Origin of the sequence: Bradyrhizobium jicamae, assembly GCF_001440395.1 — a bacterium.
Classification (GTDB): Bacteria; Pseudomonadota; Alphaproteobacteria; order Rhizobiales; family Xanthobacteraceae; genus Bradyrhizobium; species Bradyrhizobium jicamae.
Genome location: NZ_LLXZ01000143.1, coordinates 37253 through 61744, shown reverse-complemented (window position 1 = coordinate 61744; position 24492 = coordinate 37253). Strand labels below are relative to the sequence as shown.

The 24492-nt window shown below is 63.2% G+C and carries 20 protein-coding genes; 14 read left to right on the top strand and 6 right to left on the bottom strand.

The window, feature by feature from the left end:
- Positions 1 to 3349 (bottom strand): AsmA family protein (locus CQ12_RS23815; protein ID WP_083519451.1); only part of this gene is annotated, 3349 nt, incomplete at its 3' end.
- 159 nt (positions 3350 to 3508) lie between these two features.
- Positions 3509 to 4741 carry a cytochrome P450 gene (locus tag CQ12_RS23810; protein WP_057837733.1) on the bottom strand — a complete coding sequence of 411 codons (1233 nt, stop codon included), beginning with the start codon at positions 4739 to 4741 and terminating at the stop codon, positions 3509 to 3511.
- Positions 4742 to 4848: 107 nt separating this feature from the next.
- Between CQ12_RS23810 and CQ12_RS23805 the strand changes: the two genes are divergently transcribed.
- Together CQ12_RS23805 and CQ12_RS23800 are read left to right on the top strand one after the other, a co-directional pair.
- On the top strand, positions 4849 to 5460 hold the full coding sequence (locus CQ12_RS23805; protein WP_057837732.1) for a TetR/AcrR family transcriptional regulator: 612 nt from the start codon (positions 4849 to 4851) through the stop codon (positions 5458 to 5460).
- A gap of 75 nt (positions 5461 to 5535) precedes the next feature.
- Positions 5536 to 6534 carry a M23 family metallopeptidase gene (locus tag CQ12_RS23800; RefSeq protein ID WP_057837731.1) on the top strand — a complete coding sequence of 333 codons (999 nt, stop codon included), beginning with the start codon at positions 5536 to 5538 and terminating at the stop codon, positions 6532 to 6534.
- Between the two features lie 13 nt (positions 6535 to 6547).
- On the opposite strand, the gene CQ12_RS23795 is transcribed toward CQ12_RS23800, so the two are convergent.
- On the bottom strand, positions 6548 to 7849 hold the full coding sequence (locus CQ12_RS23795) for an MFS transporter (protein WP_057837730.1): 1302 nt from the start codon (positions 7847 to 7849) through the stop codon (positions 6548 to 6550).
- Positions 7850 to 7976: 127 nt separating this feature from the next.
- Positions 7977 to 11321 (bottom strand): adenylate/guanylate cyclase domain-containing protein, encoded by a 3345-nt coding sequence (locus CQ12_RS23790; RefSeq protein ID WP_057837729.1) that lies wholly within the window; start codon positions 11319 to 11321, stop codon positions 7977 to 7979.
- Positions 11322 to 11444: 123 nt separating this feature from the next.
- Here CQ12_RS23790 and CQ12_RS23785 point away from each other — a divergent pair, with 123 nt between their 5' ends.
- Genes CQ12_RS23785 through CQ12_RS23775 form a run of 3 tightly spaced genes read left to right on the top strand, consistent with a single transcriptional unit; the run spans position 11445 to position 13273 of the window.
- Positions 11445 to 12488: a radical SAM protein gene (locus CQ12_RS23785; RefSeq protein WP_057837728.1), complete on the top strand. Its 1044-nt coding sequence runs from the start codon at positions 11445 to 11447 to the stop codon at positions 12486 to 12488.
- A gap of 49 nt (positions 12489 to 12537) precedes the next feature.
- Positions 12538 to 12723 carry a PqqD family protein gene (locus CQ12_RS23780; protein ID WP_245310100.1) on the top strand — a complete coding sequence of 62 codons (186 nt, stop codon included), beginning with the start codon at positions 12538 to 12540 and terminating at the stop codon, positions 12721 to 12723.
- A 16-nt stretch (positions 12724 to 12739) separates the two neighbouring features.
- A complete protein-coding gene (locus tag CQ12_RS23775; protein WP_057837726.1) occupies positions 12740 to 13273 on the top strand; it encodes a hypothetical protein in 534 nt (177 codons plus the stop codon).
- Between the two features lie 72 nt (positions 13274 to 13345).
- Here CQ12_RS23775 and CQ12_RS23770 read toward each other — a convergent pair whose 3' ends face one another.
- Together CQ12_RS23770 and CQ12_RS23765 are read right to left on the bottom strand one after the other, a co-directional pair.
- Positions 13346 to 14323, bottom strand: a complete 978-nt coding sequence (locus CQ12_RS23770) for a hydroxyacid dehydrogenase (protein WP_057837725.1) — start codon at positions 14321 to 14323, stop codon at positions 13346 to 13348.
- 97 nt (positions 14324 to 14420) lie between these two features.
- Positions 14421 to 16466 carry an adenylate/guanylate cyclase domain-containing protein gene (locus CQ12_RS23765; protein ID WP_057837724.1) on the bottom strand — a complete coding sequence of 682 codons (2046 nt, stop codon included), beginning with the start codon at positions 16464 to 16466 and terminating at the stop codon, positions 14421 to 14423.
- 196 nt (positions 16467 to 16662) lie between these two features.
- Here CQ12_RS23765 and CQ12_RS23760 point away from each other — a divergent pair, with 196 nt between their 5' ends.
- From CQ12_RS23760 to CQ12_RS23720, 9 genes are all read left to right on the top strand, one after another.
- A complete protein-coding gene (locus CQ12_RS23760; RefSeq protein ID WP_057837723.1) occupies positions 16663 to 17394 on the top strand; it encodes a cytochrome c biogenesis CcdA family protein in 732 nt (243 codons plus the stop codon).
- Positions 17395 to 17533: 139 nt separating this feature from the next.
- Entirely contained in the window at positions 17534 to 18013 is a 480-nt protein-coding gene (locus CQ12_RS23755) for a DoxX family protein (RefSeq protein WP_057837722.1), read from the top strand.
- A 73-nt stretch (positions 18014 to 18086) separates the two neighbouring features.
- Positions 18087 to 19871 carry a DUF255 domain-containing protein gene (locus CQ12_RS23750; protein ID WP_057837721.1) on the top strand — a complete coding sequence of 595 codons (1785 nt, stop codon included), beginning with the start codon at positions 18087 to 18089 and terminating at the stop codon, positions 19869 to 19871.
- 272 nt (positions 19872 to 20143) lie between these two features.
- Positions 20144 to 20407: a BufA2 family periplasmic bufferin-type metallophore gene (gene bufA2, locus CQ12_RS23745; protein ID WP_057837739.1), complete on the top strand. Its 264-nt coding sequence runs from the start codon at positions 20144 to 20146 to the stop codon at positions 20405 to 20407.
- Positions 20408 to 20596: 189 nt separating this feature from the next.
- Entirely contained in the window at positions 20597 to 20854 is a 258-nt protein-coding gene (gene bufA2 / locus CQ12_RS23740; protein WP_063799799.1) for a BufA2 family periplasmic bufferin-type metallophore, read from the top strand.
- A gap of 100 nt (positions 20855 to 20954) precedes the next feature.
- Positions 20955 to 21857 carry an MNIO family bufferin maturase gene (gene bufB / locus CQ12_RS23735; protein WP_083519448.1) on the top strand — a complete coding sequence of 301 codons (903 nt, stop codon included), beginning with the start codon at positions 20955 to 20957 and terminating at the stop codon, positions 21855 to 21857.
- Positions 21854 to 22639 carry an HvfC/BufC N-terminal domain-containing protein gene (locus CQ12_RS23730; RefSeq protein ID WP_057837720.1) on the top strand — a complete coding sequence of 262 codons (786 nt, stop codon included), beginning with the start codon at positions 21854 to 21856 and terminating at the stop codon, positions 22637 to 22639. The genes bufB and CQ12_RS23730 overlap by 4 nt, the downstream gene beginning before the upstream one ends.
- A gap of 17 nt (positions 22640 to 22656) precedes the next feature.
- A complete protein-coding gene (locus tag CQ12_RS23725; protein ID WP_057837719.1) occupies positions 22657 to 23445 on the top strand; it encodes a creatininase family protein in 789 nt (262 codons plus the stop codon).
- Positions 23442 to 24434 (top strand): hypothetical protein, encoded by a 993-nt coding sequence (locus CQ12_RS23720; RefSeq protein WP_057837718.1) that lies wholly within the window; start codon positions 23442 to 23444, stop codon positions 24432 to 24434. Before CQ12_RS23725 ends, CQ12_RS23720 begins: the two co-directional genes overlap by 4 nt.
- Positions 24435 to 24492: the final 58 nt, after the last annotated feature.

Below are 24492 nucleotides of genomic sequence, written 5' to 3'. Positions count from 1 at the left end.
CCGGCGGCGGCGGCTCGCCGCGTTCGATGGCATCGAGCCTTCGGGTCTCGTGATCGATCGCGCGCACCGCCAGCCACGACGACAACGGCGCGACGTCGACGCTGCGGCTCACCGCGTCGGGCGTGCCGACCGCAAGCAGTTGAATCTCCGGCTTCCCCGTCGTCATCGTCAGCGAAAGCGCGGCGCGGATATCGGCCTGATCGGCGGCAATATCGTATCCGCCGGAGACGATCGCCCGCACGCCATTGCCATCCAGCGTAGTGGCGCCGACACGAAGCCGGCCGTCCCGGATGGTGAACGGGATCTGCGCCGAAGGCACCACGAGCGCGCCGGCCGGCAACGCGGCTTCGACGATCTGCTTCAAGCGGGCGTCATCCTTGGCCTGCCCGCTGTCATTGGCGCGGACCGCCGCTTCGAAGGCGCGCGGATCGAGACCGGCAATCCTGGCCGCCTCCAGCGTCAGCGTTCCGTTGCCCGACAACGCGCCCGCCAGCGCCGAGGCGCTGCGGCCCTGGCTCGTCAGCGTCATCTGCATCGACGCGCGGCCGGCGGGCATCGCGAGATTGCGATAGCGCAGCGCCGTGCCGTCCACGCCGGAGAGCTGGACGCTCGCATTCACCGTAATTCCGTTGTCGCCCGGCCTTGCATCGACACTCGCGGCAACGTCGCCGCCACCGATCCTCGCCTTGATGTCGTCGAAGGTCAGCGCCCGGCCGTCGCTCCTGACCACGCCGCTCACCGGCTGCAGTTCGCTTCCGCCCGGAAGCAGGCCGCGCAGCGCCTGAAACGCGATCCGGCCACGCCAGCCCTTCGCAAGCCCGGTGCCGAGCGGCTCGCCCGGATCGTGTCCGGCGGCACCGAGCGCCAGGGCAAAGGCCGGCGCCAGCGCGAGCTGCTCGGCGCCGACTTCGCCCTCGATCTCCTTTTCCTCGCCGAGCGTCACCGCTACGCGGCCGCGCAGCCGCGAACCGCCGATGCTGCTGTCGAGATCGTCGAAGGTCAGCCGGTTGCCGGCGAGCTGCACGCGCGAAGACAGGCCGATGTTCTGCGCCAGCGTATCGGCCGGCTTGAGGTCGAGCAGCGGCGCGAAATCGGCGCGGCCGACTTTCAAGGCGAGGTTGGCCTTGGCCTCCTGTTCCCATGGTTCGGCCGAGCCTTCGGCTTCGGCATCGAGGCCCGCCGCCGAGATCTTTGCCTTGAGCCGCAGCGGCGCGCCCCAGGCGCCGGTCGCGGTGCCCTCGAACTGCGCCGGGCCGTCACCCGCCACGACGGTGCGATCGAGGCCGAGCAGGGCCAGCAAGGCCCGGCCCTGCTGGGACGACAATTTCGACTCGATCCCGACTTCGCTGTTTCGGAGCGCGGCGAGATCGATGCCCTGAATCGCCGCAATGGCCGGCTTGGCGGTGATCGTGATAACGCCCTTGAGTGCCTTCGATTCGAGATCAGCTGTGGCGCGTGCCTGGACGCGATCGGGCTGCCCGGCATTCGCCGTGAGGTCGAGCGCCAGCTTCAGGCGCGCCGGGCCCGGGATGGTCCCCATCGCGTTGAGCCGCGCGGCCAGCGCCGGTGAAAACGGGACGATCAGGCTGGTCAACCGACCGAGCGTGGGGGCGTTCGAATTGAGCACGAACCATCCACTCGCGTTGCCACGATCGAAATTGCCGGCGCCGTCCAATACCACATTCTCAAACTCGCCGATCTTCAACTGCTCGAGCGATAGCTTCGCCGGCGAGTAGGCCAGCCTGGCGAGCAGCGGACTCAGCACCTGCCCGGCGGAGGTGGCGCGGCCGATGTCGAGCGAAAGCCTTCCTTCATCCGGCCACTCGCCTTGCGGTCCCGCCAGCGACCGCACAAAGGCGGTGGCGGCATCGAGATCGAGACGCTCCGCCTTCAATTCCGCATCGGCCCGAGAGCCGCGATCCACCTGCCGGTGCGAGACCGCCACCCGCCCCTCTACCGTGCCGCCCTCGATGTCGGCCTTCATGGCATCGATGGCAAAACCTTCCGGCGCCACGGTGAGATCGCCGCGCAGGCGAAGCGGCTTCTGGCTGCGAAAAGCACCGTCGCCGCGGCCCTGCAGCCAGGTCAACAGCGCCTCGGGATCGGAGGAATCGATACTGAGCGTGGCCTTGAACTGGTCCGGCGCAGCGCTCTTCATGCCGGCGTCGCTGAGCGAGACCCGGGTCGCGCCGGGCGCACGGAACTCCAGCCTGTGGACGCGCCAGAACCTGGTGTCGCTTTCGAGCTCGGCGGTGATGTCCTGCAACGGGCGCCCGCCGAGCATGACCTGCTCGGAAGCGAGTTCGATTTGCGTTGATATCGGCAAATGCGGAACGACTGATGTAAGAGCCCGCAGCCCCGGCAACGCGCGGACCGGCTCGGCGGCATTGTCCTTTGCATTTTCCCTGGTAACGAACCTGTCGGCATCGAGCTGACGCGCGGACAGGGCCGCGCGCAACAGCGGCGCGGCACCGAAACGGACGTCGCCGCTGCCCGCAAGCTTCAGCGCGCGCTCCTCAAGGCCATAGGTCACCTCGACCTGTTCCAGCCGCGCCGCCGAATAGTCGGACTTGACCTTCGCAGAGATACGCCACGGTGGATCGTTGCCCCTGCCCTTCTGGCCGGGGGGAGCGACGAGCGTGATCGCGCCTTCGAACCGTGGCGCGCGGGAATCGAAGTTCAACAGGCCGTCGAGATCGATGGCGAGCGGACGCTGGCCGGGATCGATGTTGAGATGGACACGGGTGCCGTTGCCGTCGGGGCCCTGCCCCGACGAGACCCGGAACGGATAGCGGATGCCTGACAGCATGAAATTGCCGTCGCCGCGAACCGAGCCGGCCAGCGAACGCACGTCGCCGCTGAACGCAATGTCGTTCAGCTCGAGCGTGGAGCGGCTCGCCGCGTCATGCAGGGCGATGCGGCCGGTGAGATTGAGCCGGTCGATCGCCAGCGAACCCAGATTGACGGTCCCGGTCGTCGCTGGCCAGTCGATCCGTCCCCTGGCATCGAGCCCGAGATCGAGCGACAGGCCGTTGATCGTCAATTCGGTGGCACGGACCTCGCCGCGCATCAGCGATCCCAGGCTGAACTCCACGTCGAGCTTGTCGGCGCGAACCTTGCCGAGATCGTTGGCGCCGCCGACCGCGACCGAGTGCAGCTGCAGCGACGGCGCCGGCAACAGGCGCGCGTCGAGCTTGCCGCCGACACGGACCGGCGCGCCGATGATCCGCGTCGCCTCGGCCTCGAATTGCGACCGGAACTGGCTCCAGTCGATGAAATACGGCCCGACCAGCGCGGCAATCAGCGCAACGATGAAGGCGATTGCCAGGCCGAGCAGTGTCGTCTGCACGGTGATTCCCCTTGAACCGCCCCGGCGCCGGCCGCGCGTCATGCCGGAACCGGCGCCGGGGCAGCCCGGAATATAGAGAGAAGTATCGCCAAGTCCCAGCCCATCGCGGCCGGCCCCCTGACCAATCGGGGCCGCGCGACCAACGCCGTCCGGGGGGCGTTACCAGCTTGCCGGCAGGCGCTTCAGGCCGCGCAGCACGAAGGTTGGCCGCCATTCCGCATTGACAGCGTCATCGAGCCGCAGGTCCGGCAGCCGGCGCAGCAGGGTCGAAATCGCGATCTCGGCCTCGATCCGCGCCAACTGGGCCCCAAGGCAGAAGTGGATGCCGCCGCCAAAGGACAGCGGCTTCACATTGGGCCGGGTGATATCCAGCCGCTCCGGGTGGTCGGGGTAGACTGCGGGGTCATGGTTGGCGGATCCGAGCAGGCACAGCACGGTCTCGCCCTTCGGAATGCGTCGTCCGCCGAGATCGTCGATGTCTTCCAGCGCCACCCGCCCGGTTAACTGCACCGAGGAATCGTAGCGCAGGAATTCCTCGATGGCGTTGGTGATCAGCTCGGGCCGGGCCTTGAGCAGCGCGAGCTGGTCGGGATTGCGGTGCAGGGCCAGCAGGCCGTTGCCGATCAGGTTGACGGTGGTCTCGTGGCCGGCGCCGAACAGGAGGATGATGTTGGCGGTCAGTTCCTCATTGGTGAGCTTGCTGCCGTCCTCCTCGGCGTGCACCAGTTGCGAGGTCAGGTCGTCACCCGGATTCTTGCGCCTGAGCTCGAACAGTTGCTGGAAATACATCGCCGCCATCACGTTCCCGGCGTTGCCCTGCTGGATCTCCTCGGGCGAGAGCGGCACCGGATCGAGCAGCCGTCCGCCATCGCGCGAACCGTTATAAAAGGCTTCGCGATGCTCTTCGGGGATCCCGAGCATGTCGCAGATGATGGTGACCGGCAGGCGGAATGCAAAATCCTCGATCAGGTCCATCTTGCCCTGCGGGATGATGCGGTCGAGCGTCTCGTCGACGATCTGCTGGATGCGCGGGCGCATGTCCTCGACCCGGCGCGCGGTGAAGGCCTTCACCACCAGCCCGCGCAGGCGGGTGTGGTCCGGCGGATCCTGTTGCAGCATCCAGTGGCTCATGCTGCGGAACACCGGCTCGTCCATGATCTTCGGACCGTAGCGGCGGATGGTGCGCTCGACATAGTCCTTGCCGAACCGCTTGTCGCGCATGACGAGGCTTACCTCGGCGTGGCGGCTTGCCACATACGTCCCGAACGACGTCAGGTGCACCGGGTCGGTGGTGCGCATCCGCTCGTAATGGGGATAGGGGTCGCGGATGAATTCCGGAGCCAGCGGATTGAACAGCGGCGCGCTACTGGCAGTCTGAACATGCTCGTTCATAGTGACCTCATGCTGGCTGTGCGCCGTTCAGCGCGTCTTCCCCCGGCCGATCGATCGAAATTCGATACATTGTTGTATTGAGTTGCATTCTCGCCTAAACTGGCCAGATGTCAAGAGTGCGCACCAGGCCGACAAGGGACGATACCCGCGACAAGCTGTTCGAGGCGGCGGCGCGCGTGTTCGAAGAACAGGGCATCGGCGGCGCCAGCATCGAGACGATCGCGGCCGCGGCCGGCTTTACGCGCGGGGCATTCTATTCGAACTTCAAGAGCAAGGACGAACTGATCATCGCCATGCTCGAGGATCATGTCGAGCAATCGATCGGGCGCATCCGCGATCTGCTCGAGCGGCACAGAAACCTTCCGGATTTCCTCGATGCGTTGAAGAGCATGAATCGCGGCGCGCAGGATCCGCTCGGCCGCTCTCCCCTGCTTCACATGGAAATGATCCTGTTCGTGGCGCGCGCCGAAAAGCGCCGGCCCGAGCTCGCCAAGCGGCTGCGTGCCCGCCGGAAACTTGTCACCGACATCATCGAGACCACGGCGAGGAACAGCGGCAAAAAGTCGGTTCTCGACCCGACATGGGCCGGCGCGCTGGTGCTGGCGCTGGAGGATGGTTTTCGTCTGCACCGCCTGATCGATCCGGAGACGACGGCGCCCGACAGCTTTTTCCGCGCCATCGGCGACCTGCAGCGGGCGATGGGAATTTCAGCGGCGTGATGCTCGCGAACGATGCTCGGATATTCGACACATTCCGCGCGCCAACCTATGCATCGTTTCGCGGCATGCGGAGGGATGCACCTGAAATACCTGATCCTGATTTCGTTCTGCCTTGCCACCGCGCTCGACGCCAGGGCGGAGGAAGTCATTTCGCTCGCGCTGCCCGTCAAGTGCCAGCCGGGCCTGACCTGCTTCTTCCAGAGCTATGTCGATCACGACCCTTCCGACAAGGCTCGCGACTATCGCTGCGGCGGACGCAGCTATGACGGCCACGACGGCACCGACATCAGGATCCGGAATCTGGAAATCCAGCGGCAGGGAATAGAGGTGCTCGCCGCGGCGCCCGGCCGCGTCATCGGCACGCGAAACGACATGGACGACGTCTCGGTCAAAACTGTGGGCAAGGCGGCCATTGCCGGAAAGGAATGCGGCAACGGCGCGGTGATCGAGCATGAGGGTGGCTGGCGCACGCAATATTGCCACATGGCCAAGGGCAGCGTTCGGGTCAAGGTCGGCGATCAAATGACGACGGGACAGCCGATCGGCCTGGTCGGCCTATCCGGCGAAACCGAATTCTTCCATCTGCACTTCACGGTGCGGCATCGCGGCAAGATCGTGGATCCCTTTGCCTATGGCGCGACGGAGAATTCCTGCGGCGGCGGCCAGTCGATCTGGGCCGCTTCGCTCGGCGAACAGATGCAATACCGTCCCCGCGAAATCATCGATTACGGCTTTGCCGCCATCGCCCCGACCATGGAGCTGGTTGAATCAGGAGAGATCGGCAAGCATTCCGTCACGTCCGCTTCGGATGCGCTCGTCGCTTATGTGAGAGCCATCGGCTTGCAGGCCGGCGACCAGCAATTCCTCGCGGTGCAAGGCCCGGACGGCACGTCGCTCGCGGCCAACAGCCCTCCCGCGCTCGATCGCGACAAGGCACAGTTCCTCATCCTCACCGGAAAGAAGCGCACCGAGGCGGCATGGCCCGCCGGCCGCTACACCGCGACCTACCGTGTGACCAGAGACGGCGCGGAAGTGCTGCAAAAGACCTTCGACATCGAGGCGCGCCCGCGGTGAGCCGCTCATCCTGCTAGCCAGCTTCGCTCCTGATCGGCACTTTGTGCATTTGTCCCGCGACCGCCCTCACCTTGCCCGGCGACGCCCGCCAGATCGCGATCCCCGACAGGATGCTGACGGCAATGCCGATGGCAAAGGCGAGCGTATAGCTGCCTGAGAGATCGTAGAGCAGTCCGGTCGCCCATGGGCCCGCGGCGCCGCCGGCCAGCGCCGCCAGCATGATGGTGCCGAAGATGCTGCCATATTGCTTGCCCTGAAAGATTTCCAGCACCACCGCGCCCATGATCGACGTCAGGCCGTAGCCGAGCGCGCCTTGCGTGAAGATCATGAGGTAGACCAGCGGCAGCACCGGGGCGAATTTCAACGCGATCAGCGCCGCGAAGCAGATTGCAAAGCCGGCGCAACTGATGGCCCAGATCCATTCGCGCCCGATGCGGTCGGAGAGATGGCCAAGCCAGATCTGGCCGGGAATGCCGAGCAGGCTGACGACGCCGAGCGCCCATACCGCGACGTTAGCGCTGAAGCCGATGTCGAGCAGATATTTGGTCTGGTGGACCTGCACCGCGTACCAGATGTACAGACCCGAGAAGTAACCGATCGAGATCCACCAGAAGCGCGCGGTACGCAGCGCGCGGCGCAGCGTCCAGTCGGTGCCGGCCCAGACGGGATCGACGACGTTTGAGCGAGGGGCGGCCGATGTCGCGGACGGCGCGGCATCGCCGTCCGGCAATAGCCCGATATCCTCGGGGCGCTTGTGCAGGAAGAGATTGATCGGTGCGAGCACCGCAAAGATCAGAATCCCCATCGCTGTGCAGGCGGCACGCCAGCCGGTCTGCTCGATCGCATGCTGCACCCAGGGCAGCAAGGTCACCGAACCGATGCCCACGCCGGCAAAAGCAATGCCGATGGCGAGGCCCCGGCGGCGGATGAACCAGTTCGGCAGGAAAAACGACTGGCCGGAATAGCCGAGGCAGACGCTGCCTGCACCGACCATCACGCCGAGCGTCAGATAGAGATGCCAAGGCTGCGTCGTCAGCGGCGCCAGCAACATCCCGCCGCCCATCAGAGCGACACCAAGTTCCATCACCGCACGCGGACCGAGGCGGTCCATCATGCGGCCGATCAGCGGACTGGCGACGCCGGAAGCCACGAAGCCGAAGGAAAACGCGCCCGCGGTGACGCCGCGATCCCATCCAAACTCGCCGATGATCGGCGGATAGAACAGCGAGAACGCCGTCCGCGCATTGACACCGATCGCCATGGTGACAAACGTCACCACAACAATCAGCCAGCCGTAGAAGAAAGGAAGACGCATCAGGGATTTCTGTTGGAGCAATCGAAGTGGTCCGACCTTGTTACCGGCAAGGCCAATCCGAAAATCTTTCGTCACCGGAGTCAGGGACGATCATGACTGTGCGGAGTACTGCTTTTCGAGCCTCGGATCAGGCGTCCGTATTCTGTCCCGTGTTCAGGCTTAGCAGACGAGCCGCCGAAATCATATCTGCAGTGCCAAATCCTTCGGCCATTTGGCCGTAGAGCCGGCCTAGTCTCTCCAAGGTAGCGGCGCGTTCAGCGCCCTGCGTAGCGGATGCCAAGCTAAGTATCGCGCGCAACTCCAGCGCCTGCGCGCCCATTCCGTGTGCGAGGTCAGCGGCTCTTCGAATAAGATCGAGCGCCTTTGGACTCCCGCGATTTCCAGCAAGGATAAATTCGCCTCGAAGTCTATGCAATTCCGGCTCGCAGAATAATGTCTTGTTCGTCGATATCGTCACGCCGACTTCATCGAGCAGGTGAAGGGCATGCTGCGCATCACCGGCCGCCGCAACAGTCTCGGCGAGCAGCATCAGTCCATATGGCCGCATGAGCTCTGCGCCTGTTGCACGATAGTCGGCAAGGCCCTGCTCGATTTCTGCGGCGCCTTCCCGCAAGTCGCCGAGTTTTCCGACAGCCCAGCCCCGCAGCATTTGGCCCCACGCACTCCAATATGGAAAGCGATATTTGCGCCCGACATTGATGGCTCGCTCCGCCGCTTCGAGGGCCTCGACCGCTTCGCCTCGCGCCTGTCGAATCGAAGCTTCGAAGCTCACCGCAAACCCGAGACTGTGGGGATGATCGAGTTGAACGGCTCTATCGATCGCCCGGGCGCTGTCCGCCACGGCGCTATCGGCTAGCCCCATGAACCATTCAGTCCACGCAAGATTGCATTGGGCCAGCACAGCAGGATCGGAACCATACTCAAAACGATGATGGTGGTGCCGATCCGGATCATACAACCGGAGCGCCTCCTCAAGAGCTGTTTTCGCAACTGCGAATTGACCAAGATAGAAAAGAGTCAGCCCAAGCGGCCGTTTTGCCTGCAGCAGAAGATCGCGGTCATTTGCCAGTTCTGCGCGCTCGACCAGCCGCACGCCGAGCGCATTCGCCTTCTCGAGCTGACCCCGAACGATGCAAAACATCATGAGTCCATAGAGGGCCCTGAAGAGCATGTGATGCTCCCCGAGCCGTTCGCTCAGCTCGCAAGCGCGGGAGAATACGGTTTCGACCTCAGGTGCAGCATTACCCTTCGTGGCGAGAAGCTGTGATCCACGATCAATCTCCAGCGAGAGCTCGCGACGCGCGCGCTCGACTGTATCGGGAAGGCGCCGCAGCGCCGCCAGCGCGCTCGCAAAGTGACTGGCGGCTTCCACGTTCGCCGAGCGCTCCGCAGCCTTTTTTCCCGCTGCTTCCCAATGCAGTATGGCAGGCTCATTAAGGTTCGCGGCCGTGTAATGCTGAGCAACGACTTCAGGTGTCGCCGCGACCACTGTCGGAAACTGGCTCGATAGAACCTCCGCAATCTTGCGATGCAACGCCTGACGCTCGCTTTTCAGTAGCGAATCGTACGCGGCGTCCTGAATGAGCGCGTGCCGGAACGAATACTTGGCGTGGCCGAGTACTCCGTGCTGCTGCAAGAAGTCATCCCGCAGGAGCTCAGCCAGTTGATCGTGAAGTGCCGCCTCGCTCTCACCGGTAACTGCACTTAGAACTTGCCTGTCGAAAACACGCCCGAGTGTCGCAGCAATTTGCGCCAGGGGTTTCGCGACCTTGAGACGATCCAGCCGCGCAGCCAGTGAACCACGCAACGTCGATGGAATGCTGTCCACGGCAGACGCGAGTCGCAAATCATTCTCGCTGCTCGCGGACACATTGCCTTCAAGCACTGTCTTAGTCAGTTCCTCGATGAAGAGTGGGATACCGCCCGTCTTTGTAACGACCAGCTCGATCACATCGGTCGGGATGATCGCGGCTCCGACGACTTGCTTGACCAGGATCCGAGCCTCGATCGGAGAAAGTCGGCGAAGGCCGAGGCGCGTCCCGTGCGCTTCCAGCATCCACTCAGCCTTGAATTCCGGCCGGAATGTGAAGATTGCCATCACCTGCCGAGCCGAAATTCGCTGAATCAGCCGGGCGAGCAGGCTGCTGGTCGAAGCATCGGCCCAATGAAGATCTTCAACGATAAACAGGACAGGCTGCTGTTCGGATTGCCTAAGCAGCCAGTGCGTGAGGACATCAAGCAGGAGCTCGCGACGCTGCGAAGGAGCCAACTCGTGCTTCGGTGACGACACTGGCAGTTCGAGAAGTTCAGCTATCAGCCCAACGGCATCGGCGGTTACGGACTCCAATCCGGCAAAGACCTCTTCGATACGCGCAAGCTTGTCCTCGACGGCGCCGAGACTGTCCAGGTTCAGTGCGCGGCGGATCAACTCGACTATTGGGTACAGCGCGCTCGACTGATTATACGCCGAGCAATAGCAGGTGACGGACGATGCCTTTGTGCCTGCGAGCGCTTCCTTGAACTCGCGTACCAGCCGTGTCTTGCCCGCACCAGCCTCGGCCGCAATGAGGACCAGTTGTCCCTCTCCATTGATCGTCTGCGTGAAACGATCATGCAGAAGAGCAAGCTCCTGACCGCGCCCAACCATCGGATGGACAGCGCGCAGCGCATCATGGCCGGGATCCAGCTTTTCAGCGACAACCTGGTAGAGGTTGGTTGCTCCCTGCGTACCGCGGATCTGGTGCGAGCCAAGACTTTGAAGCTCGAACAGGCTGCCGACGAGCCGAGCGGTCGTTTCGGAGATCACCAATGTATCCGCGGGCGCCATTTGCTGCAGCCGGGATGCAATATTGGGCGTGTCACCGAGGATGCCCATCGTCTCGAACGTTCCCGATGATCGCAAATCACCCGCGATGACAATCCCCGTATGCATGCCCATCCGCACGTGGATCAGCGGCTTGGAGGACGATTCCTGGCTGTTAAGTTGACGCATATCGTTCAGAAGCGACAGCGCTGCGCGCACCGCTCTGACGGGATCATCCTCATGCGCTACAGGGAATCCGAAACATACAAGAAGCCCATCTCCGATATAGCGAATGATGGTGCCGTCAAAGCGTCGTACCGCGCTTGCGCAGGTGTCGCGATAGCTGAAGATGATATCCCTGAACTCCTCCTCGTCGAGTTGAACTGACAGATCGGTCGAACCGATCATGTCTATGAAGAGCGCGGTAACCTGACGTCGCTCGGGACGCTGATCATGGTTCGTCGCACCAGACGTCCCGGTCGATGTGGAATGATCCAGGCGCTGAGCATTCAAGGAATCCGAAAGTGGCGCACCACATCCGCCACAGAAGCGAGACCCGGCCGGGCTTTCGGAGCCACAGCTCTCACAGGCTAGATGCAGCCTCGCGCCACATTGGGAGCAGAAGCGCGCTGTTTCCGGATTCGAACGAGCGCAACCAGGGCATTGCATATGAGTGACTGTAGGCTTGTGGCTTGCCAATTAATAGGTCTTATGCCAGCTTAGCATTCCAAGCTTGCGCGAGATAGGCCCACAACGCGATCGAATCGCGTTGCAGAAACAGGGGCTGCCGTCATGGCTCCCATACAAAATCCCTTTGCGCTTCAGAAGCCGCTCAAGCTTTCAATTTGCTACACCGAGACCTGTAATCTCTTCTGCCAACATTGCTATGCCGATTGTTCGCCGGAGAAGGCGTCGGCTGAGTTGAACAGCGAGGAGTGGGGCCGCTTCCTTGATGAGATTGCCGAGCTCGGCGTGGTTTATCTCTATATTGAAGGGGGCGAACCTTTTCATCGCCCGGACTTCCTGCCCTTCCTCGCTTCCGCATCGAACCGTTTCTTCACCGAGATCAGGACCAACGGCACACTGATAACGCGCGATGTCACCGCCAGACTCAAGGAGATCGGCGTCGGTATCGTGCTTGTCGATATTCTTAGCCCACATGCCGAGGTGCACGACAGCTTTACAGGCACACAGGGCAGTCATGCGCGCGCCTGCGAAGCCGTGACGTACTTGGTGGAAGCAGGGATTGAAACACAACTGCTCACCATCCTTAACCGCAGAAACGCCGATGATCTGCAAGGCTACATCGATCTGGCTCAACGGCTCGGTGTGAAGACGGCCGGCGTGTTGCGCCCTTATCCGCTTGGCCGCTTCAAGTACCGCTGGAACGAAGTTTCCCTCTCGCTCGACGAGATGCATGCGGCGCTCGACTCGCTGCGATTGCCCGCTGGCATGAAACTGATGCAATCCTGGCATCCAAATGACGGCAATTCGTGCTGGCAAATGGCGGCGGTTAATGCATTCGGGGACTCGATCGGATGCGCCTATCTTCGGGAATACGTTAACTACGGAAACATCAAGAATGTCTCCTTCATGGAGACGTGGGACCATCCGCTGTACCGCGAATTGAGATCAGGTCAGGTCAAGGAAACTTGCCCGAGCTGCTCCTCGAGCCAAGGGTCTCACGGCGGATGTCGTTCTACTGCTTACGCATTCCACGGCGCGTGGGACGCGCCGGATCCATTCGACCGAACGCTCAACCATGGAGTTGACTTGCGTGTCCTACCCGAATGGCTGCTACAGCCACGCCCCAAACCTCCGGGTTCGCCCCGTTGAAGAGATGAAGAGTTGCGTGGTGTTTCGGCCCAGTCCGCCGAAACTCTTCATGCTGAACCTCAATGCCTGGCTCATATTTGAGCTCTGCGACGGCAGCAGCCCGCACGACGTTGCGCAGCGGTACCGCAAGAACGTTGGGTCTCAAATGTCCGATCGAGAAGCCGGTCGCCAGCTCGCGATTGGCATCAAGAATTTGCACGACCAGGGGTTGATTGAGCTGAAGGTAACAGATTGATTGAAGGAGGAATTTAATGAGCAACATCGATCCGACACGGCTCGTTTCCGACCTTATCGCTGGAGAACGGCTGACCACGCCGACGGTCAAGCCAATCGAGCCGGAGGTGCGATCGGGCGGCTTCTTCCCATTCTGCGATCTCCTCAAGCATGGTGAGGGCGAAGGAATTGATCAACTCCTTGGCAGCAGCACCCTCTTGGGCGCGCTTGTGATTGAATGGGGTTACGACGTTCCGTTCGACAAGCACGATGAGTTCAAGAAGTGGCTGATCGACAATGAGGCAAAAATTGCAACTGATGCACCATACGAAGTAGGCTACCGCGGCACCTATGCAGTTTCCGCGACCAGCGAAAAGCGCAGCGGGCTGTATCGCACAATCTGGTCGTTCAAGACGCTTGAGGCGCTACAGACCTTCAGCGACGCCATGCATGACGGATCGAATTTTGCCACCCTTGTTAACAAGCTGTGCTCCTACCGCGATCGCGAGCGCGGCGCAGATAACAGCCAACAAATGTACCAGCCGGTGCGTTGCGCTCATCGTTTCGGCTGAGATCGACAGATCTGCGGCCACCCGGCCAAAAATCGGTCGTCCATACGGACGAGCGTTTCCGTCATCGCTGCATCAAGGGCGCCGCTTCCACCGATCGGCGTTCACCGAGCCGGCCGGCACCTCGCCTGCAATAATGGCCTCAACCTGCCGCACCGTTTCCAGCGACTGGTATTCGATCGCCGGCGGCGTCAGGCCGCCGATGTGCGGGGTTGCGATGACGTTGGGCAGTTTTGCGAGCTCCGGCGACGGCATCTGGTCCAGCGCGCGGCCGACATCCATGGCGGCGCCGGCGATGCGGTTTTCGCGGAGCGCGCCCGATAACGCCGCCTCGTCGACGAGATTGCCGCGCGACAAATTGATGAAGAAGGCGTGCCGCTGCATGCGCGCCAGCGCCGCCTGCCCGATCAAGTTTTCGGTTTGCTCGTTGGCGACCGCGAGGCAGACGACATAGTCGGCGCGCGCCAGCAGATCGTCGAGCGGCACATGCTGGATGGCGGCATCGCTGACGGCGGCATAAGGATCGGCGACCATGATCTCCATGCGCAGCACCTTGGCGATATCGGCGAGGTAACGGCCGATGCTGCCGTAGCCAATGATGCCGAGGCGGCTGCCGGCCAGTTGCCGTCCCATGATGATTTCGGGCCTGCGCGCGGCCTGATAGTCGGCCGTGGCGCGTGACACGCCGCGGGACAGATCGACCATGAAGCCCAGAGCGAGTTCGGCGACCGACTGGACGAAGCCGGGCCCGGCCTGCGTGACGAGGACGCCGGCCGCGGAAGCGGCGTCGACATCGATGTTGCGGATATCGACCGCGCAGCGAACGAAGGCGCGCAGTTTCGGAAGTTTTGGAAATATCTCGCCCGGCCCCGCCGTGAGGCGGTCGGCGACGATGATATCGACGTCAGCAGCGGCCGCGATCAGGCCGGCAGCGTCGAGCGCATCGTCTGCTTCATGCAGCTTGACCTCAGCGATGGCTCGCAGCCCGGCAAGGCTACGCGCGCCGTAATATTGCGTGCGAGACTGGGGCGTATGCGTCAGCAGGACTTTCAACGTTGGCAACTTCCCTGTCGATCGCCGTGGCATGCGGATCACGGCCGGCCCATCTATGGCCCAAGCCCTGCGCCCCGCGCAAGGCGTTGGCCGCTGGCTACTTGCTTCGCGTGACGGTCGTGCCGTCCCAGTTCTCCGCGGCTGGACTTTCGAGTTGTTGCCGGCAGCGTTCGATCATCAGGGATGATGCCGCATCGTCCTTGCGGACCTCCAGTGCCTTCTCGAAGCCATCGATCGCGGCGCTGAAGTCGCCCGCGCGCCAGGCGGCGAGGCCGGCCTCATAGGAAGTTACCCAGTCGGGCTTGCCGTCGAGCTCACCGGCCATGCCAAGCAATTCATAGATCTGCAGCCCGCCCGCGCGGCCATAGACCGCCAGCCGGTCGAGCTCGCGGACCACGATACGGTCGCCGGCCAGCCTTCGCGTTTCGGGTCCGATGATGATGGTGGAGCCGTACGCCTTGTTGGTGCTTTCCAGACGGCTCGCGATATTCACGGCGTCGCCGATCACGGTGTAGTTCAGCCGCACTTCCGATCCGATATTGCCGACCAGCATGTCGCCGGAATTGATGCCGATGCGGATCCTGACGCGCTGGCCGTGGTCGTCGACGAGACCGGCCTCCTCCACCGCACGCCGGCACGCCAGCGCGGCGCGGCAGCAATCGACGGCATGATCGGGATTGGGCGACGGCGCGCCCCAGAACGCCATCACGGCATCGCCGATGAATTTGTCGATGGTGCCGTTCTGATTTTGAATCTGCGCCGACACGCAATCGAAATAGCGCGACAATAGCGGAATGATGCGGTCGCCGAGCTGCTCCGACATGCCGGTGAATCCGGCAAGATCGATGAACATCACGCTCATCGGCCGCACCGCGCCGCCAAGCCGCGCGCCGTTGCCGTCGCTGATCAACCGCTTGACGAGGTCGGCGGGAATGTATTTGCGGAATGCCGCAAGCCCCTGCGCCATGTCGCCGATCGCACCGGAAAGATTGCCGATCTCGGTCAATCGCGACGGATGCCGCTGCACCTTGTCGAGATCGAAGCGCTCGACATGCCTGATCTCGTTGACCACCTTGATCAGGGGCGCTGCGATCAGGCGCTGGGCAAGCCAGGCCGACAATAGCCCGGCGAAGACGATCAGTGCCGCAAGGCCGATCAGCAGATTGCGGATCGTCATCTGCACCGGTCCGAGGAATTCGGATTCCGGCACTACCGTCACCAGCGACCAGCCTGGAAAGGAGATCGGCGTGATGACAGCCTGATAGGCCTTGCCGTCCCGCGTCACCGTCGTATTGAACGGTTGCCCCTCGCCGGGCTCATAGGCGCTGCCGGCGCTCCTGATCGCATCGACCGCGATCGGAAACAGCGGATGATCGGTCTTCAGCGCCACCAGCTCGCTGGCATCGGGATCGGGCGAGGCCACCACCTTACCGTCCCGTTCGAGAATGAAGGCGCCCGCCGATTTGCCGACCGTGAGTTGCGACAGGAAATTCGAGACGCGGGTCAGTTCGATGATGATAGCGGCAACGCCGGCCGGCTTCTTGTCGATCTCGACCGGCGCCGAGAAGGCCGCCGCCAGCCGCTCGCCGCGCGGATGCACCGTCAGCGTCGACCAGTGTTCGTCGTTGGTCTCCCTGACGACTCGAAACCATTGCTGCTCCGTCACGGAATAGTCGGTGTCCTCGAACCAGCTTGCCTTGAGTTTGAGATCATCGCCGACGAATTCGTAGCGATTGATGCGCAAATTGCGGTCGGGCGTGATCTCGAGCATTTCGATGACGTCGTTGCCGAGCTTGTGGCCGGCGAAGAACGAGCCGTCCGGCCATCCGAACGCCACCCAGGAGATGGTCGGCTGCGACAGTAATTGCGACCGGAATACGACTTCGCGTTTCCGTGCGTCGCGCGGGTCGAACACTTTTTCGGCCAGCAGCGTCCGCACGGCCATCATGGACGAGCGCGCTTCGCTCGTGACCGACTGCAATTCGTCGCCGACCGCTGATACGATCTGGTCGTTGATGGTGTTGGCGAGCGTTTGGCTGACCTGATGGGCGGTGCGCCACCACAACAAATGCACGCCGACGGCGCTGACGGCGATGGACGTCAGCACGAGGGCGGAAATGGCGGTGCGGATGCCGAGGCGCATGCGGGGTCCCGTGAACGGTCTGATTACCGCAATACGGAATCATAGCAACGTCTGTTTCGCGACTGAGGCCATTTCGGCCTTCGGACACGGCTCTGTGACCGCAGTTGAGCCGTAATGAGGACGAAACTTATCGATTGCCTGTTCCGTACATGCCAAGACGGCGCTATGCCTTGCGGCAATTCTCGAAGGTCATGCAATGCACGATGTTTCCATCCCGGCGGCCCTGATTGCCGGTCTCGTCAGCTTCCTGTCGCCCTGCGTGCTGCCTTTGGTGCCGCCCTATCTGATCTATCTTACCGGCGCGACCATCGAGCATGTCGCCAATGACGGACCGACACAGGCCTCGAAGCGTGCGGTGATGGCCGCGGCGCTGATGTTCGTGCTTGGCTTTTCCACCGTGTTCGTGGCGCTCGGCGCCAGCGCCTCCCTGATCGGCGGGCTGATCCGGGCATGGTCTGCCGAACTCTCGATCCTCGCCGGCATCGTGATCATCATCATGGGCCTGCATTTCCTCGGCCTGACCCGGATCGGGCTGTTGATGCGCGAGGGACGGATGGATATGCCGAGGCCGGTCGGCCTCTGGGGCGCCTATGCCATGGGGCTGGCCTTCGCGTTCGGCTGGACACCCTGCATCGGCCCCATTCTGGCGGCGATCCTGTCGATCGCGGCGGCTGAGGCCACCGTCACCAAGGGCGCGGGCCTGCTGGCGGTCTATTCCGCCGGGCTCGGAATCCCGTTCCTGCTGGCGGCCTTCATGATCGAGCAGTTCTCCTCGCTGTTTGCACGGATGAAGCGGCATCTCGGCAAGGTCGAACAGGCCATGGGCGTCCTGATGGTCATCACCGGCATCGGCTTCCTGACCGGCGCCGTCTCCAGCGTCAGCATCTGGCTGCTGGAGACTTTCCCGGCCCTGCAAAATTTCGGCTAAGGCCCCGTAACAAGCGGGCGCTCGCTAGCGAAATTCCTGTCGGAGCCGGATTTCCGCCATCGCGCGGCATTTTTCGAGCGCGCCGGAAGAGGACCGCAGGCCGCGGCCCCGTCACGACAATACTTAAAAGGGAGGTCGCATGAATTTTGTCACCAATCTTCTTATCCTGTTGCCCGCTCAGATCGCATCACATTTTTCCTGGGCCGGCCCGCTGATCATGCGGCTGATCGTCGGCTACACCTTCATGCTGGCCGGCTGGGGCAAGCTCAACAACCTGGCGCAGGTGACCGAGAATTTTGCCGGCTGGGGCATTCCTTTTCCCACGATACTCACCCCCTTTGTGTCGGGCGTCGAATTTTTCGGCGGCGCGATGCTGATCCTCGGCCTGTTCACGCGCATTCCGGCCGCCATGCTGGCGGTGGTCATGGTCGTCGCCATCAAGTCGGCGAAATGGGGCGATGTCGATTCACTGGAGACGCTGCTCGGCTTCGAGGAAGCGACCTACTTCGCCGCCTTCATGTGGCTCGCCATTGCAGGCCCCGGCGCCGCCTCGCTGGACCGGCTGCTGGTGAATGCCAGCGGTCACCGCGACACGTCGAAGGCGCTCACAATGCCGTGACATCGGCGAAAGGTTGAGCCCGGATCCTGCCGCCTGCGTAGCTCGAAAAAATGCCAGTGCTTCCGGAGCCGCCATGAAACTGATCCGCATTGCCGCCTTCGTCCTCGCCGCCTTTGCCGCGTCTCCGTCGCCCGCCGCGGACGGGCCGAAATGGAGCGAATGGAACGACGATCTGTTCGCCCGCGCGCAGGCAGAACAGCGCTTCGTCATCCTCGATCTCGAGGCAGTGTGGTGCCACTGGTGCCACGTCATGGAGAAGACGACCTACGCGGATACCAAGGTGAGGGAATTGCTGGCGGAAAAATATCTGCCGGTGCGGGTCGACCAGGACGCCAATCCCGATCTGTCGAGCCGCTATGGCGACTGGGGCTGGCCGGCGACCATCGTGTTCGGCCCCGACGGCACCGAGATCGCCAAGATCAGGGGATACATCGAGCCGGAACGGATGCAGGCGCTGCTCAAGGCGATCATCGATGATCCCACGCCGGGGCCGTCGGTCGGCGAAGCCTTCGAGGTGAAACCGTCCACCTCCGCCTTCCTCGACAAGGAACAGCGCGCCGCGCTGACGAAGAATGTCGACGAGTCCTACGAGGAAAAACTCGGCGGCTGGGGCGAGAACCAGAAATATATCGACGCCGACAGCATGGATCTGGCCATCAGCCGCGCCGAGGCCGGCGATGCCATTGCAGCCAAGCGCGCCCGGCAGACGCTGGATGCAGCGATCGCGCTGATCGATCCGGTGTGGGGTGGCGTGTATCAATATTCCGAGGGCGGCTCCTGGACCCGCGCCCATTTCGAAAAGATCATGTCGTTCCAGGCGCAGTATCTCCGGCAATACAGCCAGGCTTATGCGCTGTGGAAGGACCCGAAACACCTCGCCGCCGCGCGCAACATCGAACGCTATCTCGCGCAATTCCTGACAAGCCCCGAGGGTGCGTTCTATGTCAGCCAGGATGCCGATCTCGACCACGACACCGACGGGCACCAATACTATGCGCTGTCGGACCGCGAGCGCCGCAAACTGGGAATGCCGCGCATCGACAAGAATCTCTACGCGCGCGAAAATGGCTGGGCGATTTCGGGGCTTTCGGCCTACTACAACGTCAGCAACGATGCCAAGGTGCTGGCGAACGCCGAGCGCGCGGCGAAGTGGGTGATCGACAACCGTGCACTGCCGGATGGCGGCTTCCGTCATGGCGAGAAGGATCGCGGCGGGCCGTTCATCGGTGACACGCTGGCGATGGGCCAGGCCTTCCTCGATCTCTATGCTTCGACGGGAAATCGCGACTGGCTCGCTGCCGCCGCGAAGGCCGGCGATTTCGTCGCGACCTTCCGCGATGAGGCCGGCGGCTTCGTGACCTCGAAGACCGCGGAAGGTAAGACCGGCGTGCTTGCGAAGCCTGCCAAGCTGATCGAAGACCAGGTGCAGGTCGCGAGATTCATGAACCTGCTCGACCGTTACTTCGGCAATGACGCCTATCGCGAGCAGGCCGCGCACGCGATGCGCTATCTCGCCAGCGCTGCAAGCACGATGATGCGCCCCCTGCCCGGCATTCTGCTTGCCGACGAAGAACTTGCGGTGGAGCCGACCCACATGACGATCGTCGGACACAAGGACGACGCCCGCGCGAAAAGCCTGCATGCGCTGGCCCGCGCGCTGCCGGCCCGCTACAAGCGCCTGGAGTGGCTCGATCTGCGCGAGGGCAAGCTGCCCAATCCCGACGTCGAATATCCCGATCTTGGCGAACCCGCCGCGTTCGCCTGCAGCAACCGGATCTGCTCGTTTCCATCCTTCAATGCCGAGGAGTTGCGGGCCACGGTCGCGCAGATGGCCAAGCTGAAGCCCGCACGCGGATAGCTCGATCGAATGCGTTGTGCAGCGCAACTGAGACTTACGGAATGCCCAACCGCAAAAAAAGAAAATTTTCTTCTGAAACTCTGTAACCAAATCGCCTGATGCCCCGTAGCTGGTTTTCGGATGAGCACTCGGTCACGAAGACGTGGCCTTCCGGCAAGCCTCCGCGGCCCGATTGCCATCCGTCACATCGCTTGCGTTGTGAGGGTCCGTGATCGGGCGATCAGCGGATGCTTGCGGCGTGTTGTCTTCAAACAAGGATCGAGGAGATCGTCATGAAGTTGAATTCCAAATCCGGTGCGACGCTCGCCGCTGCCGCCGCCACGCTGTTCCTGGCCGGCTCGGTGGTGTCGACGGTGTCGACGCCTGCCAACGCGACCCAGGGCAAGTGCGTGGCCGGCAATGCCTGCAAGGGCCAGAGCGCCTGCAAGGGCTCGGCCAACGCCTGCAAGGGCCAGAACGCCTGCAAGGGCACCGGCTTCTCGATGACATCAGAGAAGGCATGCGCCGCCATGGGCGCCAAGTTCGTCAAGAGCTGATCGGCGGATCCTTGCGCGGAGGGCTCGGCACCGCCGGGCCCTCGTTGTTTCGGCCCATCGGCTAAAATAAAGTCGGCCTCGCCCGTAACTAAATCCAGGCCCGCCACGTAACTCTCTCCGGGTGCCGTTTGTCGGCTGGATTTGTCGCTTGCGGGCGGTGCACCCTCACACTTCCATTGGAGGATACAAATGAAGATGACCCCCAAATCAGGCGCCGTGCTGGCCGCCGCCGCTGCCACCCTGTTCCTGGCCGGCACCACCGTGTCGACCACGACCTACGCCGCCGGCGAGGGCAAGTGCGTCGGCGCCAATGCCTGCAAGGGCCAGAGCGCGTGCAAGGGCGGCGCAAACGCCTGCAAGGGCCAGAACGCCTGCAAGGGTCAGGGCTTCTCGGCCATGACCAAGGAAAAGTGCGACGCCGCCAAGGGTAAGTTCATGCCGTCCTAGGTCACAGACCCCGTCGAGGCCCGGTGTAGGCCGGGCCTCGGTTCCATGCTAGGTTGAAGACACGCCGCCCCGTTTGGCTGCCCGTTCGAGCGGAGACGAGATGAACGTCGCAACATTGCCAGACACCGCTGCGGCCGCACGCGCAGATCGTCCGGCGACATCGGCCAAGCCCTCCTTCCTCGGCTTCGGCCTCGGCCTGCGTCACCAGCACTACGATGAGATCCTGGGCGGTAATCCGCCGATCGACTGGTTCGAGATCATCAGCGAGAACTACATGCTGCCCGGCGGCCAGCCGCTGCGCACGCTGGACCGGATCTGCGAACGTTACCCCGTGGTGATGCACGGCGTGTCGATGTCAATCGCCTCCACCGCGCCGCCGAACTTCGAATATCTGCAAGCCCTGAAGGATCTCGCCCGGCGAGTCGAGCCGAAATGGGTCTCGGACCATCTGTGCTGGACCGGCGTGCACGGCAAGAACCTGCATGATCTCCTGCCGATCCCCTACACCAGGGAGGCGCTCGATCATGTCGTGAGCCGGGTGCAACTGGTGCAGGATTTCCTTGGCCGCGCCATCGTGCTCGAGAACGTCTCGACCTACGTCCAGTTCAACAATTCCGAAATGACGGAATGGGAATTCCTGTCTGAACTCTCGCGCCGCGCCGGATGCTGGCTGCTGTTCGACGTCAACAACGTCTATGTCAGCGCCTTCAACCACGGCTACGATCCCATGACCTTCCTCAATGGCATTCCGGCGGATCGTGTGGTGCAGTTTCACATGGCCGGCCACAGCCATATGGGCACTCACATCATCGACACCCACGATCACCCCGTGTGCGAGGATGTCTGGGATCTCTATGCCGCGGCGCTGAAACGCTTCGGCCGCGTCTCGACCATGATCGAGCGCGACGACAACATTCCGCCGCTCGACGAACTTGTGCGCGAGGTTGTCAGGACCCGCGAGATGGCCGCGCAAACCTTGCCGACGGGCAGCCGCACGGTATGAACGACTTCGCCCGACAGCAAGCCGAATTCCAGCGCGGCATCCTCGATGGCGACGATACCGTGCTGGCTGAAATCCTCGACAGCCCGCGGGAGAAGCGCGAGGCGCTGTTCGGGGTCTATCGCTACGCCTATGGCTCGCGGCTGGTCGAGGCCATGCGCAACGACCACGAGCTGCTGCATCTTTATCTCGGCGATGAAATGTTCGACGAGATGGGCTACGCCTATGTCAAGGCGCGCCCGTCCGAGAACCCGAACCTGCGCTGGTTCTCGCAAGGCTTGCCGGCGTTTTTGAGATCGACCGCGCCCTACACCGAGCACCCCGAACTGTCCGATCTCGCCGCACTGGAAAAGGCACTCAACGACGCCTTCGATGCCGCGGAAGGCAAGGTCGTCGAGCTGAGCGACATGGCAGGATTTGCGCCCGAGGCATGGTCGGGCCTGAAATTCCGGCCGCATCCGAGCGCAGCCAGGCTCGACCTTGCGACCAACGCCTCTGCGATCTGGCTCGCGCTCAAGAACGAAGAAACGCCGCCAGATGCGGTCGCGCTAGAGCAGCCTGCGCATCTCCTGATCTGGCGCCAGGACGTCACGCCGATGTTCCGCGAGCTTTCGCCGGAAGAGGCAATGATGTGGGATGAGGCCGCGAACGGCATTCCGTTCGGCGTGCTCTGCGAAATGCTCGCGACCTATGACGACCCCGACAGCGCGGCGGGCCGCGGCGCGGGCTATCTGCACGGCTGGATCACGGCGGGACTATTGACGGACGTTTCCGTCGGCTCATGAAGGGGAGCGCTCGGCGAATGGGAAGTGACACCGATCGCCATTTCATCGAGCGCATGCACTGGGACGATGTCGCGCGGCGCATCGGCGACGGCGCGGTGGCGATATTGCCGATCGGCGCTGCCGCCAAGCAGCACGGCTTCCACCTCCCCCTCAATACCGACCGCATTCAGGCCGAATGGCTCGCAGCCCGCATGGCAGAAAAAATCGACGCGCTGGTCTGGCCGACGCTGACCTATGGCCATTATCCCGCCTTCACCGAATATGCCGGCAGCAGCAGCCTGTCGATTTCGACCTTCGAAGCCTTTGTGCGCGAGATCGCGGGACAGATTCTCGGCAGCGGCTGCCCAAAGCTGCTCGTGCTCAATACCGGGATCAGCACCCTGGCGCCGGTCGACCGTGCTCTGGCGCGCCTCGGTGGCGAGCGGATCAGGCATTTGTGGATTCACGAGGGTCCGCGCTATCCGCGCGCGGCGAGGCAATTGGCAGAGCAAGGCCATGGCAGCCATGCGGATGAGTTGGAAACGTCGCTGATGCTGGCGATGGTGCCGCATCTCGTCGACATGACGCGCGCCGAAGCCAGCCCCGCCTTGATCCAGGAGACGCCGGGCGCTTTGACACCATCTGATCCGCATTCGCCGAATTACAGCCGCTCCGGCTGCTATGGCGATCCGACACGGGCGACGGCGGCCAAGGGCGAAGCCCTGCTCGCCGCCATCCTCGACGATCTCCATGAGCAGGCCGCCGCGTTCATGGCGCAAGGACCCGGCGAGCACCGGTCTGCCGCGGCCCAAGCCGTGTTGCGATGAAATCCGCCGGCGCGCTTCGCTGGAGCTTTGCCGCCGCCGTCATCGCCGCGATGCTGGCGAGCACCGTTTCGTTCCGCGCCGGCGCGCAATCGGAATATATGCGCGGCGACCGCATGCCCTACGACGCGTTCGACCGGCTGCCCCAGACCGATCTTGAGGTACGCGGTGGCATCATTCATGTCGCGTTCGCGCCGGGCGACATGGCGCTGCCGAGGGAAAAATTGCTCGACTGGATCAGGATGTCGGCGCAAGCCGTCACGACCTATTACGGGCGCTTTCCCGTCAGCTCGCTGCGGCTGCTGCTGGTGCCCGTCGACGGCGGGCGCATCAGCGGCGGCACCACATGGGGCTATCGCGGCGCCGCCATTCGCATTCCGCTCGGCCGCGATTCCACCGAGGATGTGCTGCGGCGCGACTGGGTGATGGTGCACGAGATGGTACATACCGCCCTGCCCGACATGCCCGACCGCTACGCGTGGCTCTCCGAAGGACTGGCCGTCTATGTCGAGCCGGTTGCGCGGGTGCAGGCGGGAGACCTCACAGCGCAGGAAATCTGGCAGGCGATGATGCGCGACATGCCGAAGGGGCTGCCGCAGGCCGGCGACCAGGGACTCGACAACACCGGCACCTGGGGACGGAAATATTGGGGCGGCGCGATGTTCTGCCTGCTCGCCGATATCGAGATTCGCAAAGCGACGAATAATCGCCTTGGCCTGCAGGACGCGATGCGCGGCGTGCTCGCCGCCGGCGGCAATCACGAGCAGGACTGGCCGATCGATCGCATTCTTGCGACCGCCGACAAGGCCGTCGGTGTCGATGTGCTGACCCGCCTTCACCGCGAAATGGGACCGAAGCCGGTGACGCCGGACCTCGCCACGGTGTGGCGCGATCTCGGATTGAAGCGGATCGGCGAAGATATCGAATTCGACGACACCGCACCGCTCGCCGCGATCCGCAAGGCGATCACTGCGCCGCAGTCGAACGGCTAAAGCGATGACTTAGTGCGCGAACTCATTAGCGCTATGAGTACGCGCCCTGGTTCTGGCC

Excerpts from the sequence above, each read along its gene's own strand:
- CQ12_RS23725 (WP_057837719.1), top strand. The coding sequence starts at position 22,657 with ATGGGAAGTGACACCGATCGCCATTTCATCGAGCGCATGCACTGGGAC.
- CQ12_RS23810 (WP_057837733.1), bottom strand. The coding sequence starts at position 4,741 with ATGAACGAGCATGTTCAGACTGCCAGTAGCGCGCCGCTGTTCAATCCG.
- CQ12_RS23755 (WP_057837722.1), top strand. The coding sequence starts at position 17,534 with ATGAATTTTGTCACCAATCTTCTTATCCTGTTGCCCGCTCAGATCGCA.
- CQ12_RS23720 (WP_057837718.1), top strand. The coding sequence starts at position 23,442 with ATGAAATCCGCCGGCGCGCTTCGCTGGAGCTTTGCCGCCGCCGTCATC.
- CQ12_RS23800 (WP_057837731.1), top strand. The coding sequence starts at position 5,536 with ATGCACCTGAAATACCTGATCCTGATTTCGTTCTGCCTTGCCACCGCG.
- CQ12_RS23750 (WP_057837721.1), top strand. The coding sequence starts at position 18,087 with ATGAAACTGATCCGCATTGCCGCCTTCGTCCTCGCCGCCTTTGCCGCG.
- CQ12_RS23790 (WP_057837729.1), bottom strand. The coding sequence starts at position 11,321 with ATGCAATGCCCTGGTTGCGCTCGTTCGAATCCGGAAACAGCGCGCTTC.
- bufA2 (WP_063799799.1), top strand. The coding sequence starts at position 20,597 with ATGAAGATGACCCCCAAATCAGGCGCCGTGCTGGCCGCCGCCGCTGCC.
- CQ12_RS23775 (WP_057837726.1), top strand. The coding sequence starts at position 12,740 with ATGAGCAACATCGATCCGACACGGCTCGTTTCCGACCTTATCGCTGGA.
- CQ12_RS23760 (WP_057837723.1), top strand. The coding sequence starts at position 16,663 with ATGCACGATGTTTCCATCCCGGCGGCCCTGATTGCCGGTCTCGTCAGC.
- CQ12_RS23785 (WP_057837728.1), top strand. The coding sequence starts at position 11,445 with ATGGCTCCCATACAAAATCCCTTTGCGCTTCAGAAGCCGCTCAAGCTT.
- bufB (WP_083519448.1), top strand. The coding sequence starts at position 20,955 with ATGAACGTCGCAACATTGCCAGACACCGCTGCGGCCGCACGCGCAGAT.
- CQ12_RS23780 (WP_245310100.1), top strand. The coding sequence starts at position 12,538 with ATGCTGAACCTCAATGCCTGGCTCATATTTGAGCTCTGCGACGGCAGC.
- CQ12_RS23795 (WP_057837730.1), bottom strand. The coding sequence starts at position 7,849 with ATGCGTCTTCCTTTCTTCTACGGCTGGCTGATTGTTGTGGTGACGTTT.
- bufA2 (WP_057837739.1), top strand. The coding sequence starts at position 20,144 with ATGAAGTTGAATTCCAAATCCGGTGCGACGCTCGCCGCTGCCGCCGCC.
- CQ12_RS23765 (WP_057837724.1), bottom strand. The coding sequence starts at position 16,466 with ATGCGCCTCGGCATCCGCACCGCCATTTCCGCCCTCGTGCTGACGTCC.
- CQ12_RS23730 (WP_057837720.1), top strand. The coding sequence starts at position 21,854 with ATGAACGACTTCGCCCGACAGCAAGCCGAATTCCAGCGCGGCATCCTC.
- CQ12_RS23805 (WP_057837732.1), top strand. The coding sequence starts at position 4,849 with ATGTCAAGAGTGCGCACCAGGCCGACAAGGGACGATACCCGCGACAAG.